The 15,204-nt window shown below is 61.9% G+C and carries 15 protein-coding genes; 12 read left to right on the plus strand and 3 right to left on the minus strand.

The features are described from left to right. The first annotated feature begins 46 nt into the window (after positions 1-46). The 5 genes from N8H74_RS05250 to N8H74_RS05270 all read left to right on the plus strand — a co-directional run bounded on the left by N8H74_RS05250 (position 47) and on the right by N8H74_RS05270 (position 5,689). Positions 47-1,711: an AMP-binding protein gene (locus N8H74_RS05250; RefSeq protein ID WP_262146486.1), complete on the plus strand. Its 1,665-nt coding sequence runs from the start codon at positions 47-49 to the stop codon at positions 1,709-1,711. Positions 1,712-1,727: 16 nt separating this feature from the next. Further along, a complete protein-coding gene (locus tag N8H74_RS05255) occupies positions 1,728-2,489 on the plus strand; it encodes an SDR family NAD(P)-dependent oxidoreductase (RefSeq protein ID WP_262146487.1) in 762 nt (253 codons plus the stop codon). 12 nt (positions 2,490-2,501) lie between these two features. Continuing rightward, positions 2,502-3,695 (plus strand): acetyl-CoA C-acyltransferase, encoded by a 1,194-nt coding sequence (locus N8H74_RS05260; RefSeq protein ID WP_217829874.1) that lies wholly within the window; start codon positions 2,502-2,504, stop codon positions 3,693-3,695. A 77-nt stretch (positions 3,696-3,772) separates the two neighbouring features. After that, the gene (locus N8H74_RS05265) at positions 3,773-4,900 is read left to right on the plus strand and encodes an acyl-CoA dehydrogenase (RefSeq protein ID WP_217829875.1); all 1,128 of its coding nucleotides are present in this window, start codon (positions 3,773-3,775) and stop codon (positions 4,898-4,900) included. A 15-nt stretch (positions 4,901-4,915) separates the two neighbouring features. Further along, the gene (locus N8H74_RS05270; RefSeq protein ID WP_217829876.1) at positions 4,916-5,689 is read left to right on the plus strand and encodes an enoyl-CoA hydratase; all 774 of its coding nucleotides are present in this window, start codon (positions 4,916-4,918) and stop codon (positions 5,687-5,689) included. 221 nt (positions 5,690-5,910) lie between these two features. On the opposite strand, the gene N8H74_RS05275 is transcribed toward N8H74_RS05270, so the two are convergent. Both N8H74_RS05275 and N8H74_RS05280 read right to left on the minus strand, forming a co-directional pair. Continuing rightward, entirely contained in the window at positions 5,911-7,062 is a 1,152-nt protein-coding gene (locus N8H74_RS05275; RefSeq protein ID WP_217829877.1) for an acyl-CoA dehydrogenase family protein, read from the minus strand. Positions 7,063-7,065: 3 nt separating this feature from the next. Further along, positions 7,066-8,172 carry an enoyl-CoA hydratase/isomerase family protein gene (locus tag N8H74_RS05280; RefSeq protein WP_217829878.1) on the minus strand — a complete coding sequence of 369 codons (1,107 nt, stop codon included), beginning with the start codon at positions 8,170-8,172 and terminating at the stop codon, positions 7,066-7,068. 452 nt (positions 8,173-8,624) lie between these two features. On the opposite strand from N8H74_RS05280, the gene N8H74_RS05285 reads away from it, so the two are divergent. The 7 genes from N8H74_RS05285 to astA all read left to right on the plus strand — a co-directional run bounded on the left by N8H74_RS05285 (position 8,625) and on the right by astA (position 14,372). Further along, positions 8,625-9,401 (plus strand): transporter substrate-binding domain-containing protein, encoded by a 777-nt coding sequence (locus tag N8H74_RS05285; RefSeq protein ID WP_217829879.1) that lies wholly within the window; start codon positions 8,625-8,627, stop codon positions 9,399-9,401. A 75-nt stretch (positions 9,402-9,476) separates the two neighbouring features. Further along, positions 9,477-10,202, plus strand: coding sequence for an ABC transporter permease (locus N8H74_RS05290; protein ID WP_217829880.1), 726 nt, complete (start codon positions 9,477-9,479; stop codon positions 10,200-10,202). Beyond that, positions 10,199-10,909 carry an ABC transporter permease gene (locus tag N8H74_RS05295; protein ID WP_217829881.1) on the plus strand — a complete coding sequence of 237 codons (711 nt, stop codon included), beginning with the start codon at positions 10,199-10,201 and terminating at the stop codon, positions 10,907-10,909. The genes N8H74_RS05290 and N8H74_RS05295 overlap by 4 nt, the downstream gene beginning before the upstream one ends. A 55-nt stretch (positions 10,910-10,964) precedes the next feature. After that, positions 10,965-11,726, plus strand: coding sequence for an ATP-binding cassette domain-containing protein (locus N8H74_RS05300; RefSeq protein ID WP_217829882.1), 762 nt, complete (start codon positions 10,965-10,967; stop codon positions 11,724-11,726). A gap of 12 nt (positions 11,727-11,738) precedes the next feature. After that, positions 11,739-12,218 (plus strand): Lrp/AsnC family transcriptional regulator, encoded by a 480-nt coding sequence (locus N8H74_RS05305; RefSeq protein WP_007974731.1) that lies wholly within the window; start codon positions 11,739-11,741, stop codon positions 12,216-12,218. Positions 12,219-12,402: 184 nt separating this feature from the next. Next, entirely contained in the window at positions 12,403-13,341 is a 939-nt protein-coding gene (locus N8H74_RS05310) for an arginine deiminase-related protein (RefSeq protein WP_217829883.1), read from the plus strand. Further along, complete coding sequence (gene astA / locus N8H74_RS05315) at positions 13,338-14,372, plus strand: arginine N-succinyltransferase (protein WP_217829884.1); 1,035 nt, start codon at positions 13,338-13,340, stop codon at positions 14,370-14,372. The genes N8H74_RS05310 and astA overlap by 4 nt, the downstream gene beginning before the upstream one ends. A gap of 7 nt (positions 14,373-14,379) precedes the next feature. Here the strand turns inward: astA and N8H74_RS05320 are convergent, their stop codons facing one another. Beyond that, the gene (locus N8H74_RS05320; RefSeq protein WP_217829885.1) at positions 14,380-15,087 is read right to left on the minus strand and encodes an HPP family protein; all 708 of its coding nucleotides are present in this window, start codon (positions 15,085-15,087) and stop codon (positions 14,380-14,382) included. Positions 15,088-15,204: the final 117 nt, after the last annotated feature.

The raw sequence follows: 15,204 nt of genomic DNA on the forward strand, positions 1-15,204 counted from the left end.
ATTCACGGTTCCCCAACCTAATAAAAAACACAGAGGGATTCTGGCAATGCGCGATTACTTGTCTGCCATCGAACAGTTCAACTATCAGCACACCGTCCACGCGGCGCTCAGCGGCACGCTCGAAGCGCTCAACGCCTGTGTCGAATGCTGCGACCGGCACGCTTTGCCGGGGCGCATCGCGCTGTTCTGGGAAGGGCGCGATGGCTCCAGCGCCACGTACACCTTCAGCGACCTGCAAGACAAAGCCGCGCGTTTCGCCAATTTCCTTCTCGCCCAGGGCGTGCAGAAGGGCGACAAGGTTGCCGGCCTGCTGCCGCGCAATATCGAATTGCTGATCACCGTGTTCGCCACCTGGCGCATCGGCGCGGTGTATCAACCGCTGTTTACCGCCTTCGGCCCCAAGGCCCTCGAGCATCGCCTGAACAGCTCCGGCGCCAAAGTGGTGGTGACCGACGCGGTCAACCGGCCGAAGCTCAGCGAGGTCGCCGATTGCCCGACCGTGGTTACCGTTGGCGGCGCCAAAGGCCAGGGCATTGTCCGTGGCGATTTCAGTTTCTGGGCCGAGTTGCCCAATCATTCCAATGTCTGCGAGCCGCTGCTGCTGAGCGGCGAAGACCCGTTCCTGCTGATGTTCACCTCGGGCACCACCGGCCCGTCGAAAGCCCTGTCGGTGCCGCTCAAGGCCATCGTCGCGTTCCAGAGCTACACCCGCGACGCCGTGGATCTGCGCCCGGAAGACGCGTTCTGGAACGTCGCCGATCCGGGCTGGGCCTACGGCATCTACTTCGGCGTCACCGGCCCGCTGTCGATGGGGCACCCGATCACCTTCTACGATGGCCCGTTTACCCTCGAAAGCACCTGCCGGGTGATCAACAAATATGGCATCACCAACCTCACCGGCTCGCCGACCGCGTACCGTCTGCTGATCGCGGGCGGTGATGAGTTCGCCAGGTCGATCAAGGGCAGGCTGCGCATCGTCAGCAGCGCCGGCGAGCCGCTGAACCCGGAAGTGATCCGCTGGTTCGCCGACAATCTCGGCGTGGCGATCCACGATCACTATGGCCAGACCGAGTTAGGCATGGTGTTGTGCAACCACCATGGCCTCGACCATCCGATCCACCTCGGCGCCGCCGGTTTCGCTTCTCCGGGTCATCGCATCGTCGTGCTCGACGAGCAGAACAACGAACTGGGCGTCGGTCAGCCGGGCATTCTGGCCATTGACCGCACCCAGTCGCCGATGTGCTGGTTCGCCGGTTACGCAGGTGCGCCGACCAAAGCCTTCGTCGGCCACTATTACCTGAGCGGCGATACCGTAGAGTGGAACCCGGACGGCAGCATCAGCTTCGTCGGCCGCAGCGATGACGTGATCACCACTTCCGGCTACCGGGTCGGTCCGTTCGACGTGGAAAGTGCACTGATCGAACACCCGGCGGTGGTCGAAGCCGCCGTGGTCGGCAAGCCTGATCCGGAGCGCACCGAGCTGGTCAAGGCGTTCGTCGTGCTCAACCCGCAATACCGCGCCGAACCGGCGCTGGCCGAAGAGCTGCGCCAGCATGTGCGCAAGCGGCTGGCCGCGCATTCGTACCCCCGTGAAATCGAATTTGTCAGCGAATTGCCCAAGACCCCGAGCGGCAAATTGCAGCGCTTTATCTTGCGCAACCAGGAAATCGCCAAGGCTCAAGAGGCCGCGGCGCACAACGTTTCAGCTTGAATCCAAGGAAACAGTCATGCAGATCGAGAACAAGGTTTTTATCGTCACCGGCGGCGCGTCCGGCCTGGGTGCGGCCACCGCTGAATTGCTGGTGAAAGCCGGCGGCAAAGTGATGCTGGTGGACATGAACGCCGAGGCCGTCGCCGCCCAGGCCCAGCGCCTCGGCGCGCAGAGCGTGGTGGCGGACATCAGCAACGAGGCTGCCGCCGAAGCGGCGGTGCAGGCGACGGTCAAGGCCTTCGGCAGCGTCAATGGCCTGGTCAACTGCGCCGGCATCGTGCGCGGCGAGAAGATCCTCGGCAAGAACGGCCCCCATGCGCTGGCGAGTTTCAGCCAGGTGATCAACGTCAACCTGATCGGCAGCTTCAACATGCTGCGTCTGGCAGCGGCGGCAATTGCCGAAGCCGAAGCCAATGCCGACGGCGAGCGCGGCGTCATCATCAACACCGCTTCGGTGGCGGCGTTCGATGGCCAGATCGGCCAGGCGGCGTATTCGGCCTCCAAAGGCGCGATTGCCAGCCTGACCTTGCCCGCCGCCCGTGAACTGGCGCGTTTCGGCATCCGCGTGATGACCATCGCCCCAGGCATTTTCGAAACGCCGATGATGGCCGGCATGACCCCGGAAGTGCGCGACTCCCTGGCGGCCGGCGTGCCGTTCCCGCCGCGCCTGGGCAAACCAGCCGAGTACGCCGCGCTGGTCGGGTATATCATTGAAAACAGCATGCTCAACGGCGAGGTGATCCGTCTCGACGGTGCCTTGCGTATGGCCGCCAAGTAAGGAGGATTTCCCATGACCATTGCCAACGATCCGATTGTCATCGTCAGCGCCGTCCGCACCCCGATGGGCGGCTTCCAGGGTGAATTGAAAAGCCTGACCGCACCGCAACTCGGTGCCGCTGCGATCAAGGCTGCGGTTGAACGCGCCGGTGTCGCCGCCGACAAGGTCGACGAAGTGCTGTTCGGTTGCGTACTGCCCGCCGGCCTCGGCCAGGCGCCTGCGCGCCAGGCTGCATTGGGTGCCGGGCTGGACAAGTCGACCCGTTGCACCACCGTCAACAAGATGTGCGGTTCCGGGATGGAAACCACCATCCTCGCCCACGACATGCTGCTCGCCGGCAGCGCTGACGTGGTGATCTCCGGCGGCATGGAAAGCATGTCCAACGCGCCGTACCTGCTGGACCGCGCCCGCAGCGGTTACCGCATGGGCCACGGCCGGGTGCTGGATTCGATGTTCCTCGACGGCCTCGAAGATGCCTACGACAAGGGTCGCCTGATGGGCACCTTTGCCGAGGATTGCGCCGAAACCAACGGTTTCAGCCGCGAGGATCAGGATGCCTTTGCCATCGCCTCGACCACCCGCGCCCAGCAGGCGATCAAGGACGGCAGTTTCAAGGACGAGATCGTCCCGCTGACCGTGACGGTCGGCAAGGAACAGGTGCTGATCAGCAATGACGAACAACCGCCGAAAGCCAAACTGGACAAGATCGCTTCGCTGAAACCCGCGTTCCGCGAGGGCGGCACGGTGACCGCCGCCAACTCCAGCTCGATTTCCGACGGCGCGGCGGCGCTGGTGCTGATGCGTCGCTCCCAGGCGCAGCAACAGGGGCTGAAACCGCTGGCGGTGATCCACGGTCACGCGGCGTTTGCCGACACCCCGGGCCTGTTCCCGGTGGCGCCGATCGGTGCGATCAAGAAGCTGCTGAAAAAGACCGACTGGTCGCTGGATTCGGTCGATCTGTTCGAAGTCAACGAAGCCTTCGCCGTGGTCGGCATGGCCGCCATGAAACACCTGGAAATCCCCCACGATAAGCTCAACGTGCATGGCGGCGCCTGTGCGCTGGGCCACCCGATCGGCGCGTCCGGTGCGCGGATTCTGGTGACCTTGCTCGCGACCCTGCGCCAGAAGAACCTCAAACGCGGCGTGGCGGCGATCTGCATCGGTGGCGGCGAAGCAACGGCGATGGCCGTGGAATGCCTCTATTGATGTTGACTTCCTCTGTGGGAGCGGGCTTGTCCGCTCCCACAGGGTTTTGTGCTGTACCCCGGATTTAAGGACTCACCATGATTCCCAACGAAGACCAACAACAGATCCGCGACATGGCCCGGCAGTTCGCCGAGGAACGGTTGAAGCCGTTCGCCGCCGAGTGGGATCGCGAACATCGCTTCCCCAAGGAAGCCATTGGTGAAATGGCCGGGCTGGGCTTCTTCGGCATGCTGGTGCCGGAACAATGGGGCGGCTGCGACACCGGCTACCTGGCCTACGCCATGGCCCTGGAAGAAATCGCCGCTGGCGACGGTGCCTGCTCGACCATCATGAGCGTGCATAACTCGGTGGGTTGCGTGCCGATCCTCAAGTTCGGCAATGACGATCAGCGCGAGCGCTTCCTCAAGCCGCTGGCCAGCGGCGCGATGCTCGGCGCGTTCGCCCTGACCGAACCGCAGGCCGGTTCCGATGCCAGCAGCCTGAAAACCCGCGCGCGGCTGGAAGGCGATCACTACATCCTCAACGGCAGCAAACAGTTCATCACTTCCGGGCAGAACGCCGGGATCGTGATCGTGTTTGCGGTGACCGACCCGAGCGCCGGCAAGCGCGGGATCAGTGCGTTCATCGTGCCGACCGATTCGCCGGGCTACACAGTCGCGCGGGTCGAGGACAAGCTCGGCCAGCATGCGTCCGACACCTGCCAGATTCTGTTCGAAGACGTGAAGGTGCCGGTCGCCAACCGTCTGGGCGAGGAGGGCGAGGGCTACAAGATCGCGCTCGCCAACCTTGAAGGCGGGCGCGTCGGCATTGCGTCGCAATCGGTGGGCATGGCCCGCGCCGCGTTCGAAGCGGCGCGTGATTACGCCCGTGAACGGGACACCTTCGGCAAGCCGATCATCGAGCACCAGGCCGTGGCCTTCCGCCTGGCGGACATGGCCACGCAGATCGCCGTGGCGCGGCAAATGGTGCATTATGCCGCCGCCCTGCGTGACAACGGTCAGCCAGCGTTGGTCGAAGCGTCGATGGCCAAACTGTTCGCCTCGGAAATGGCCGAGAAGGTCTGTTCCATGGCGTTGCAGACCCTGGGCGGTTACGGTTATCTCAACGACTTCCCGCTGGAGCGCATCTACCGCGACGTGCGGGTCTGCCAGATCTACGAAGGCACCAGCGACATTCAGCGCATGGTCATTTCGCGCAATCTTTAACCAAGGATTCTGCTCATGAATTACGAAACGATTTTGTTGGAAACCCACGGTCGCGTTGGCCTGATCACTCTCAACCGTCCGCAGGCGCTGAACGCCCTGAATGCGCAACTGGTCAGCGAAGTGAACCAGGCCCTCGACGGGTTCGAGGCCGACGCGAACATCGGTTGCATCGTCATCACCGGTTCGAAAAAAGCCTTCGCCGCCGGTGCCGACATCAAGGAAATGGCCGAGCTGACCTACCCGCAGATTTACCTCGACGATCTGTTCAGCGACAGCGACCGCGTTGCCAACCGCCGCAAGCCGATCATCGCGGCGGTCAATGGTTTCGCCCTGGGTGGCGGTTGTGAACTGGCATTGATGTGCGACTTCATCCTGGCCGGTGACAACGCGAAATTCGGCCAGCCGGAAATCAACCTCGGCGTGCTGCCGGGCATGGGCGGCACCCAGCGCCTGACCCGCGCCGTGGGCAAAGCCAAGGCCATGGAAATGTGCCTGAGCGGGCGCCTGATCGGTGCCGAAGAAGCCGAGCGTTGCGGCATCGTGGCGCGGATCGTGCCGAGTGATGAATTGCTTGATGAAGCGCTGAAGGTCGCGGCGGTGATCGCCAGCAAGTCGCTGCCGATTGCGATGATGGTCAAGGAAAGCGTCAACCGTGCTTTTGAAGTCAACCTGACTGAAGGCGTGCGTTTTGAACGCCGGGTGTTCCATGCGGCGTTTGCCACGCAGGATCAGAAGGAAGGGATGGCGGCGTTCATTGCCAAGCGGCCTGCCGAGTTCCAAGGCAAATAACGCGGCAAAATCAAGAGCCCCCTCACCTTGAGGGAGAGGGGGCTGACTGAGTTGCTTTCGAGAGTTGCACCGACCTGAACTACCGAGTCGAACTCAGGTTATGAAAAACATGTAGTCCGCGATCCATAATCGACTCGGTCTTTCAGGTCGACGTATTTCGTGCGATCACCTCGGTCGGCTCCCTCTCCTGGGGGAGAGGGCTGGGGGGAAGGCGTTACGGGTTACAATTGATAGTTCTTCAACTCCCGCGCAATCACCATCCGCTGAATCTCGCTCGACCCTTCATAAATCTGGGTAATCCGCGCATCGCGGTAGTACTTCTCGACCGGATAATCCTCCAGATACCCATACCCGCCGTGAATCTGGATTGCCGAAGAACACACCTTCTCGGCCATTTCCGAAGCAAACAGCTTGGCTTGCGAAGCCTCCGACAGACAGGGTTTGCCCGCCGTGCGCAGGCGTGCCGCGTGCAGGATCATCAAGCGTGCGGCGTTGAGTTGCATGTGCATGTCCGCCAGCAGGTTGGCGATGCTCTGGTGTTCGATGATCGGTTTGTCGAACTGCACCCGCTCCCTGGCGTAAGTCAGCGCCGCTTCGAATGCCGCGCGGGCGATGCCCAGGGCCTGGGCGGCGATGCCGATGCGTCCGCCTTCGAGGTTGGACAGGGCAATGGCCAGGCCCTTGCCGCGTTCACCCAGCAGATTGGCTTCGGGGATGCTGCAATTGTTCAGGGTCACGGCGCAGGTGTCGGAGGCGCGGATGCCCATCTTGTGTTCGGTGCGATCGACAATGAAGCCCGGGGTGTCGGTCGGCACCAGAAACGCGGAAATACCGCGCTTGCCAAGGTCGGGATCTGTGACGGCAAACACGATTGCCAGTTTGGCGCGCTTGCCGTTGCTGACGAACTGCTTGGCGCCGTTGATTACCCACTGGCCGTCACGCAATTCGGCGCGGGTGCGCAGGTTGTGCGCTTCGGAGCCGGCCTGGGGTTCGGTCAGGCAGAAGCAGCCGATCACCTGACCGCTGGCCAGATCCGCCAGCCAGGTCTGTTTCTGTTCTTCGCTGCCGTAGTTGAGCACCGGGCCGCAACCCACCGAGTTGTGAATGCTCATGAAGGCACCGGTGGCGCCGTCGCCGGCGGAAATCTCTTCCACCGCCAGGGCGTAGGCCACGTAGTCGAGATAGGTGCCACCCCATTCCTCGGGCACGACCATGCCCAGCAGGCCCAGCTCTCCCATCTTCGCCACCAGACCGTCATCGATCCAGCCGGCCTTTTCCCAGGCCTGGGCGTGGGGGGCGATTTCGCCACGGGCGAAGTCCCGGGCCATGTCGCGGATCATTACTTGTTCTTCAGTCAATTCGAGATCGTGCATGGCTCAGCTCCCGCTCTCAGCGAAACCGTGAAAGAAACTCGCGACATGCTCGGCGTCCAGCGCAGCGAGGGTCGGCGGGTTCCAGTGGGGTGATTTGTCTTTATCGATCAGCAAGGCGCGCACGCCTTCGATCAGGTCGCCGTGTTCGAACCACTGGCGATCCAGATGCAGTTCGAGGGCGAAGCAGTGTTCCAGGCTCAGGTGCCGGCCGCGCCGCAGCATTTCCAGGGTCACGCCCATCGCCAGCGGCGAACGGGTTTGCAGCAGATCGGCGGTGGCAGTCGCCCATTCATGGCTGTCGGCGACGGTCACCGCGCGCAGTTGCTCGACCATGCTCGGCACATCCGGCAAAGCGAAGAAGTGGTCGATGGCCGGACGCAAGGTCGCGAGCGGTGCGTCCGCGAGGGTTTGTACGCCAAGGCCGGCGAGCAGGTTTTGCAGATCCTTGAGCGGCGTGTCGTGCCACACCAGATGATCGAGTTGTTCATCGAGCTGGCCGAGTTTGCTGCTGTCGACAAACCAGTCGGCCAGCCCGCAATACAAGGCATCTGCCGCGCGAATCTGCACGCCGCTGACGCCCAGGTAAATGCCCAGCTCGCCGGGAATCCGGGACAGGAAGTAACTGCCGCCGACATCCGGGAAGTACCCGATCGCCACTTCCGGCATCGCCAGACGGCTTTTCTCGGTGACCACCCGCAGATCAGCGCCTTGCACCAGGCCCATGCCGCCGCCGAGGACAAAACCGTCCATCAGCGCCAGCACCGGTTTGCGGTAGTGGTGAATGGTCAGGTCGAGGGCGTATTCCTCGACGAAGAAATCTTCGTGCAGCGTGTCGCCGCTCTTGAAGCTGTCGTAGAGCGAACGGATGTCGCCACCGGCACAAAAGGCCTTTTCGCCGGCACCGCGCAAGACCACCGCGTGTACCTGGGCATCGCTTGCCCAGGCATCCAGATGCCGTTGCAGTTGGCGAACCATGTCCAGAGTGAGGGCATTGAGACCGGCGGGGCGGTTGAGGGTCAGGTGACCGATGTGATTGCGAACCTCGGCCAGCACGTCGTGTGGCGTGGCATCCATGGACGAAGTCCGCGGGGATGAAGCCTGAGCAGTCATCTCTAACTCCCTGCTTTTATTGTCTTTATTCGAGAAGCTCGCGCGCGAGCGTTGCTGGATCGTACCAGTGCAAATTTGTCGGGTACAACCGGGATATATGCAGGGGCAGCGTGCATTTTTGCAAGGTCATGGATCGACGCGGCCTGTGCAAATCCCGTTCGCAGGTGCTCACGACAGAATCGGCTGTGCGAACCACCTTATCAGCACAATAGGGGGGCGGGCATCCGCCCATACGACACCTGCCCCCAGGCGTGGGTTGGCATTCTGGCTGCCGGGTTTGAAGCCAGCCAGGTCAAGGGTTTCAGGCCCGAGGTCGGTAATTGCCCGACGCATTCTGTGCAAAACAATAAGAACGCTGCTGCGGTGAGAGCCGCATCAATCTCTGTTCCTGCCCATAAAAAGCGGCGCGCTGTGCAGCCGCGATAATTCCAAACAAATCGGGACTCAAGAAGATGAAAACAAGATGGCTGAGCGTGTCCGTACTGGCGCTGCTGTGCTCCACCGGTGCTGTCGCCAAGGAGTGGAAAGAGCTGCGATTCGGCGTCAACCCCAGTTACCCGCCGTTTGAGTCCACCACCGCCGATGGCGGGGTACAGGGATTCGGCGTGGATCTGGGCAATGCGATCTGTGCCGAGCTGAAACTGACCTGCGTGTGGGTCAGCAACGATTTCGACGGCCTGATCCCGGCGCTCAAGGCCGGCAAGTTCGACGCCATCGAATCCTCAATGACCGTCACCGACGCCCGCAAGAAGCAGATCGATTTCACCGATCGCCTGTACGCCGGCCCGACCGCCATCGTCACCCGCAAGGACTCCGGCCTGGCGCCGACCGCCGAATCGTTGCAGGGCAAGACCATCGGCTACATGCAGGGCACCATTCAGGAAACCTACGCCAAGGCCAAACTCGCTCCTGGCGGTGTGAAGCTGCGCGCCTACCAGAATCAGGATCAGGTCTATGCCGATCTGGTTTACGGACGTCTGGATGCTTCGATCCAGGACAAACTGCAAGCACAGATGAGCTTCCTGACTTCGCCACAAGGGGCGCCATTCCAGAACAGTGAAGGCATCAGCGACCCGCTGGTGCCCTCGGACATCGCCATTGGTGTTCGCAAGGGCAACGACGAACTCAAAGACATGCTCAATGCCGCCATCAAGGCTCTTCACGAGAAGGGCATCTACGCACAGATCCAGCGCAAGCATTTCGGCGATCTGGATCTCTACAACAACTGATTCACGCGCCCGGAGCCGCGTTCCGTGACGGAGCGTGGCGCCTGATCCCGGGCGCCTGACAGACAGGTGACTGGCGTGAACTCTTTCCTGACTCTGATTGGGCTCGATCTGTCGAGCCTGCAAGGCTACGGTCCATTGCTGCTGCACGGCACCTGGATCACCCTCAAACTCTCGGCCCTCTCGCTGCTGGTGAGCATGGCGCTGGGCCTGCTCGGCGCGGCGGCCAAGCTATCACCGCTCAGGTTGTTGAACCTGCCGGCGACGTTTTACACCACGCTGATTCGCGGCGTACCGGATCTGGTCCTGATGCTGCTGATCTTCTACAGCCTGCAAGGCTGGCTGAGCAGCCTGACCGAGTGGATGGGCTGGCCCTACATGGAAATCGACCCGTTCGTGGCCGGCATCGTCACCCTCGGTTTTATCTACGGCGCGTATTTCACCGAAACCTTTCGCGGCGCGATTCTCAGTGTGCCGCGCGGCCAGCAGGAGGCCGCTGCCTGTTTTGGCCTGAACCGCTGGCAGCGTTTTCGTTTCGTGGTGTTCCCGCAAATGATGCGCTTCGCGCTGCCCAGCCTGGGCAACAACTGGCTGGTGTTGCTCAAGGCGACGGCGCTGGTGTCGATCATCGGGTTGTCGGACTTGGTCAAGGTGGCCCAGGAGGCGGGCAAAAGCACGTTCAACATGCTCGATTTCCTGCTCCTGGCGGCCGCTTTGTACCTGCTGATCACCAGCGCGTCGAACTACGTGTTGCGCTGGCTTGAGCGTCGTTACAACCAGGGCGTGCGGGGGATGGCGCGATGATCGAGTTGATTTCTGAATACTGGAAAGCCTTTCTGTTCAGCGACGGTTACAACCTGACCGGTCTGGCCATGACCTTGTGGCTGCTGGTGGCGAGCATCGGCATGGGCTTCGTGCTGTCCCTGCCGTTGGCGATCCTGCGCGTCTCGCGCTGGAGTCTGCTGCGCTGGCCGGTGCAATTGTTCACCTATGTGTTTCGCGGTACGCCGCTGTATATCCAGTTGCTGATTTGCTACAGCGGTCTCTACGGCATTGCCGTGGTGCGCTCGCAACCGCTGCTTGAGGCGTTTTTTCGTGATGCGATGAATTGCACCTTGCTCGCGTTCACCCTCAACACCTGCGCTTACACCGTGGAAATTTTCGCAGGTGCGATCCGCAGCATTCCCTATGGCGAAATCGAGGCAGCCCATGCCTATGGCTTGAGTGGCTGGCGGTTGTACCTGCGGCTGATCCTGCCGTCGGCGCTGCGTCGGGCGCTGCCGTACTACAGCAATGAAGTGATTCTGATGCTGCACGCCACCTCGGTGGCCTTCACCGCGACCATTCCTGACATCCTCAAGATCGCCAGGGATGCCAACGCCGCGACCTTCCTGACGTTCCAGGCGTTCGGCATTGCCGGCCTGTTGTACCTCGTCCTGTCGTTTGCTCTGGTCGGTGCCTTTCGGTTGGCGGAGAAGCGCTGGTTGAGCTTCCAAGGCCCTGCGCACTAATTTCAATTTCATCCAGAGCGTTGCCGCCGATGACGACGCTTGGGGAGACGCATGCATGTACAAATTGACGGTTGAACATCTATTCAAGCGCTTTGGTGACAACGAGGTGCTCAAAGGCGTCTCGTTGAACGCGCAGGCCGGCGACGTGGTAAGCATGATCGGCGCCAGTGGTTCTGGAAAAAGCACCATGCTGCGCTGCATCAATTTTCTGGAGCGGGCGGACGAGGGTGCCATTATGCTCGACGGCGAACGCATCATCACCCGCCCGGGCGCCGGTGGTATGCGGGTGGCGAATCCGGCACAGCTGCAGCGCTTGCGCACGCGCCTGGCGATGGTGTTCCAGCATTTCAATCTGTGGAGCCATCTGACTGTGCTGGAAAACATCGTGCTGGCGCCTTGCCGGGTTCTGGGCGTGAGTCGCAAGGTCGCCGAAGAGAGTGCCCGGGCGTATCTGGACAAGGTCGGTCTGCCGCAACGGGTGGCGGCTCAGTATCCGGCGTTTCTTTCCGGCGGCCAGCAACAGCGGGTGGCCATCGCCAGGGCGCTGGCGGTGGAGCCGGAGATCCTGCTGTTCGACGAGCCGACCTCGGCGCTCGATCCCGAACTGGTGGGCGAAGTGCTCAAGGTCATTCAGGCCTTGGCTGAAGAGGGCCGGACCATGTTGATGGTGACCCACGAAATGGGGTTCGCCCGGCAGGTGTCGAGCCAGGTGTTGTTCTTGCACCAGGGACGTGTGGAGGAGCAGGGTGATGCGACCATCCTCGACCGACCGGCGTCGGAACGGTTGCAGCAATTTCTATCGGGTCGTTTGAAGTGAAGGAAGACTTACATGGCGGATATCCGCGATCTGTCGATCGTGCTTGATCGTATCGATCAGGCCATCATCGAGGTTCTGCGCCACGAAGGGCGAATCACCTATCAAAAGCTCTCCGAGCGCGTGCATCTCACCCCCAGACCGTGTCTGGAACGGGTGCGCAAACTCGAACAGCTCGGGGTGATCCGGGGCTATGGCGCGATTCTCGATGAAAAAAAGCTGACGCCGGGGCTGTCCTTGCTGGTGCTGGTCGCGTTGTCGAACCAGAGCGGTCGCGCCGCGCAAAAAGCCTTCGAGGCCAAGGTCCGCGCCTGTCCGCAGGTGCTGGAATGTCGCTTGATCAGCGGTGCCTTCGATTACAGCCTGCGCATGCGCTGTCGGGACATGGAGCACTATCGGGTGCTGACCGAAGTCTGGTTCGACGACCCGGATCTGCACATCGACAAACTGGTCAGCCATCCAGAACTGGCGATGGTCAAGACCACGATGGAGTAACTCGCCAACCCATGAAAAATCGCAGCCAGGTGCTGCGATTTTTTATGCCCGTCACTTCGCCGATTCGGCTGGCCGGACAGCAAATTTCAGCCGTTTCCCACACGGCGCACGCGCTTCTCAGCCGGGTTTTTCCCGTCCCGGAACAGACAATGAGTGCCTCTCAACCCTTATTGAATCTGTGCCCATGCAAACCACCAATACCGTTTTGATGATTCGCCCGACACGCTTTTCGTTCAATCAGGACACAGCGGCGAATAACAGCTTCCAGCGTCCGGCGTGCGTTAGTGAAGACGTCCAGCTCAAGGCTTTGCAAGAGTTCGACGGTTACGTCGCGGACTTGCGCCGGCATGGCGTCGAAGTGCTGGTTCACAACGACCGTGAAGCGCCGCACACCCCTGATTCGATTTTCCCCAACAACTGGTGGAGCAGCCATCCCGACGGCACGCTGGTGTTGTACCCGATGCAGGGCCACAACCGACGGCTGGAGCGCGACAAAGGCGTGCTCGACTGGCTGCGCGAGCAATACCGGGTCGAAGAGACGCTGGACCTGTCAGGTTTCGAGCACCACGAGGTCTTTCTCGAAGGCACTGGCAGCATGGTGCTGGATCGCGAACAACGGATTTGCTACGCCGGATTTTCCACCCGCACCCATGCCCAGGCTCTGGATCAACTGGTCAATCACTTTGGCTATGAACTGTGTGCCTTCAATGCGGTGGATCGCCAGGGCGTGGCGATTTATCACACCAACGTGATGATGAGTGTGGGCACCCGGCTGGCGATCGCCTGCCTGGACAGCGTACCCCATATCCAGGAGCGCGAGAGCCTGCGTCTGCGTCTGGAAGACAGCGGCAAACAGCTCATCGCCCTTGACTGGGCGCAGCTCGAATCCTTCGCCGGGAACATGCTGGAAGTCCACGGCGCGGCGGGTGAACCGCTGCTGGTGATGTCGCGCACTGCGTGGCAATCGCTCGATGCCGGACAACGGCGCCTGATTGAAACCCACGCCACACCGCTACCGGTAAACATCGACACTATCGAGCGCATCGGCGGCGGCAGCGCCCGCTGCATGTTGGCCGAGGTGTTTTTGCCCAAGCGTCAGCCAATCCAGGAGTCCGCACGATGATCGTTCGTCCCGCCACACTCGCAGACCTCCCGGCCTTGCTGGCCCTGGCCCACAGCGCCGGCACCGGTTTGACCACGTTGCCGGCCGATGCCGCGCGTTTGCGCCAGCGCCTTGAATGGGCGGTGAAAACCTTTGCCGGCGACGCGCAGCGCGCCGATGCCGACTACCTGTTTGTGCTGGAAAACGCTCAGGGCGAGGCCATTGGTATCTGCGCGCTGGCTGGCGCGGTCGGCATGCGTGAACCCTGGTACAACTATCGACTCGGGCTGTTTGTGGCGGCCTCGAAAAATCTCGGTATCAATCAGCAACTGCCGACGCTGTTTCTGGGCAACGACATGACCGGACATTCCGAACTCTGCTCGTTGTTCCTCCACGCCGATCATCGCAGCGGCCTCAATGGCCGCCTGCTGTCCAAGGCGCGCTTTCTGTTTCTGGCGGAGTTCCGTGAGCAGTTCGGCGACAAGGTCATTGCGGAAATGCGCGGCTATTCGGACGAGGACGGCGTATCGCCGTTTTGGGAAGGTCTGGGCCGGCACTTTTTCAAAATGGATTTTGCCGATGCCGATTACCTCACCGGGCTGGGCAACAAGACGTTCATTGCCGAATTGATGCCCAAGTTTCCTTTGCCGACCTGCCTGTTGCCCGAGACGGCGAGAGCGGTTATCGGGCGTGTTCATCCGAACACTGAGCCGGCACTGGGCATGCTCAAGGCTGAAGGGTTCGAGCACCGCGATTACATTGATATCTTCGACGGTGGCCCGTTGATCGAATGCGCCACCGGCGAGATCCGCGCCGTGCGTGACAGTCAGGTGTTGCAACTGAGCATCGGCACGCCGGGGGATTCGGCGGAAACCTGGCTGATCCATAACCGCCAGTTTGCCGACTGCCGGATTACCGCAGCCCCTGCACGCGTGGCCGCCGGCACCTTGATCGTCGAGGCACACACTGCCTGTGCGCTGGGGCTGAGTGTCGGCGCATCGGTGCGCGCGGTCAGCCTGGCGGTTCCCGTGTCACAGCGGGTGGCGGCTTGACCCGTGGTCAGACCCGGCCGCTGAGCACTTCCCCAATGCTGCGTCGCTTGGCGTGCCGCTCACTGGCCTGAATCAACTGCTCCAGATCTTCCGGCGTGACGTCGTAGAACGCTTCCATATCCGCCAGGGCCAGTTTCAGATCCTGGGCGGTGATGGATTGGCTGTCGGTCGGCGGATGATCGGCGGGAATCGATGGCACTGGCTCGACCGGGCCTTTCGGGTAGCGAATGCGGGTCAGGTTGTTGTAGGCCAGTGCGCAGACCACCAGGCTCACCGCACTGAGCATTACCGGGCCCAGCGCTGCCCAGTCCATGCCGATGGTTACCGGATCGGCCAGGACCATGGTCAGCGCCACGGCGCCGGCCGGAGGATGCAGGCAACGCAGCCAGCACATCAAAATCAGCGCCATGCCCGCCGCGAGGCAGGCGCTGCCGAGGGTGCGGCCGAGCACGTGAGCCACCAGCAAGCCCATCACGCTGGCGCACAGGTAGCCGCCGACAATCGACCACGGCTGGGCGAGAGCCCCGGACGAAACGGCGAACAGCAGCACCGCCGACGCGCCGAGCGGCCCCATTACGTGATAGGCGGCCTGGATGCCGAACACCTGACTGCATGCCCAGACGCTGACCAGGGTGCCCAACGCCATGCCAATGGCGGCGCGGCTCCATTCAGTGGGGCGGGTGTTGATGGCGGCGGGGAACCAGCGAGCGAGCATGAAAAACCGATCCTCTTGAAGGCATTCCGGAAAACTCCGGGCAAAAAAAAGGACTTGTCCGGCTACCCGGAAAGCCCTCGAAGCGTTCCAACTATTGGGGGAGGAACGCGCACAGTG

Origin of the sequence: Pseudomonas sp. B2M1-30 (assembly GCF_025447575.1) — a bacterium.
Lineage (GTDB): Bacteria > Pseudomonadota > Gammaproteobacteria > Pseudomonadales > Pseudomonadaceae > Aquipseudomonas > Aquipseudomonas botevensis.

Coding starts and splice junctions, on each gene's coding strand:
- N8H74_RS05250 (WP_262146486.1), top strand. CDS start 47: ATGCGCGATTACTTGTCTGCCATCGAACAGTTCAACTATCAGCACACC.
- N8H74_RS05255 (WP_262146487.1), top strand. CDS start 1,728: ATGCAGATCGAGAACAAGGTTTTTATCGTCACCGGCGGCGCGTCCGGC.
- N8H74_RS05260 (WP_217829874.1), top strand. CDS start 2,502: ATGACCATTGCCAACGATCCGATTGTCATCGTCAGCGCCGTCCGCACC.
- N8H74_RS05265 (WP_217829875.1), top strand. CDS start 3,773: ATGATTCCCAACGAAGACCAACAACAGATCCGCGACATGGCCCGGCAG.
- N8H74_RS05270 (WP_217829876.1), top strand. CDS start 4,916: ATGAATTACGAAACGATTTTGTTGGAAACCCACGGTCGCGTTGGCCTG.
- N8H74_RS05275 (WP_217829877.1), bottom strand. CDS start 7,062: ATGCACGATCTCGAATTGACTGAAGAACAAGTAATGATCCGCGACATG.
- N8H74_RS05280 (WP_217829878.1), bottom strand. CDS start 8,172: ATGACTGCTCAGGCTTCATCCCCGCGGACTTCGTCCATGGATGCCACG.
- N8H74_RS05285 (WP_217829879.1), top strand. CDS start 8,625: ATGAAAACAAGATGGCTGAGCGTGTCCGTACTGGCGCTGCTGTGCTCC.
- N8H74_RS05295 (WP_217829881.1), top strand. CDS start 10,199: ATGATCGAGTTGATTTCTGAATACTGGAAAGCCTTTCTGTTCAGCGAC.
- N8H74_RS05300 (WP_217829882.1), top strand. CDS start 10,965: ATGTACAAATTGACGGTTGAACATCTATTCAAGCGCTTTGGTGACAAC.
- N8H74_RS05305 (WP_007974731.1), top strand. CDS start 11,739: ATGGCGGATATCCGCGATCTGTCGATCGTGCTTGATCGTATCGATCAG.
- N8H74_RS05310 (WP_217829883.1), top strand. CDS start 12,403: ATGCAAACCACCAATACCGTTTTGATGATTCGCCCGACACGCTTTTCG.
- astA (WP_217829884.1), top strand. CDS start 13,338: ATGATCGTTCGTCCCGCCACACTCGCAGACCTCCCGGCCTTGCTGGCC.
- N8H74_RS05320 (WP_217829885.1), bottom strand. CDS start 15,087: ATGCTCGCTCGCTGGTTCCCCGCCGCCATCAACACCCGCCCCACTGAA.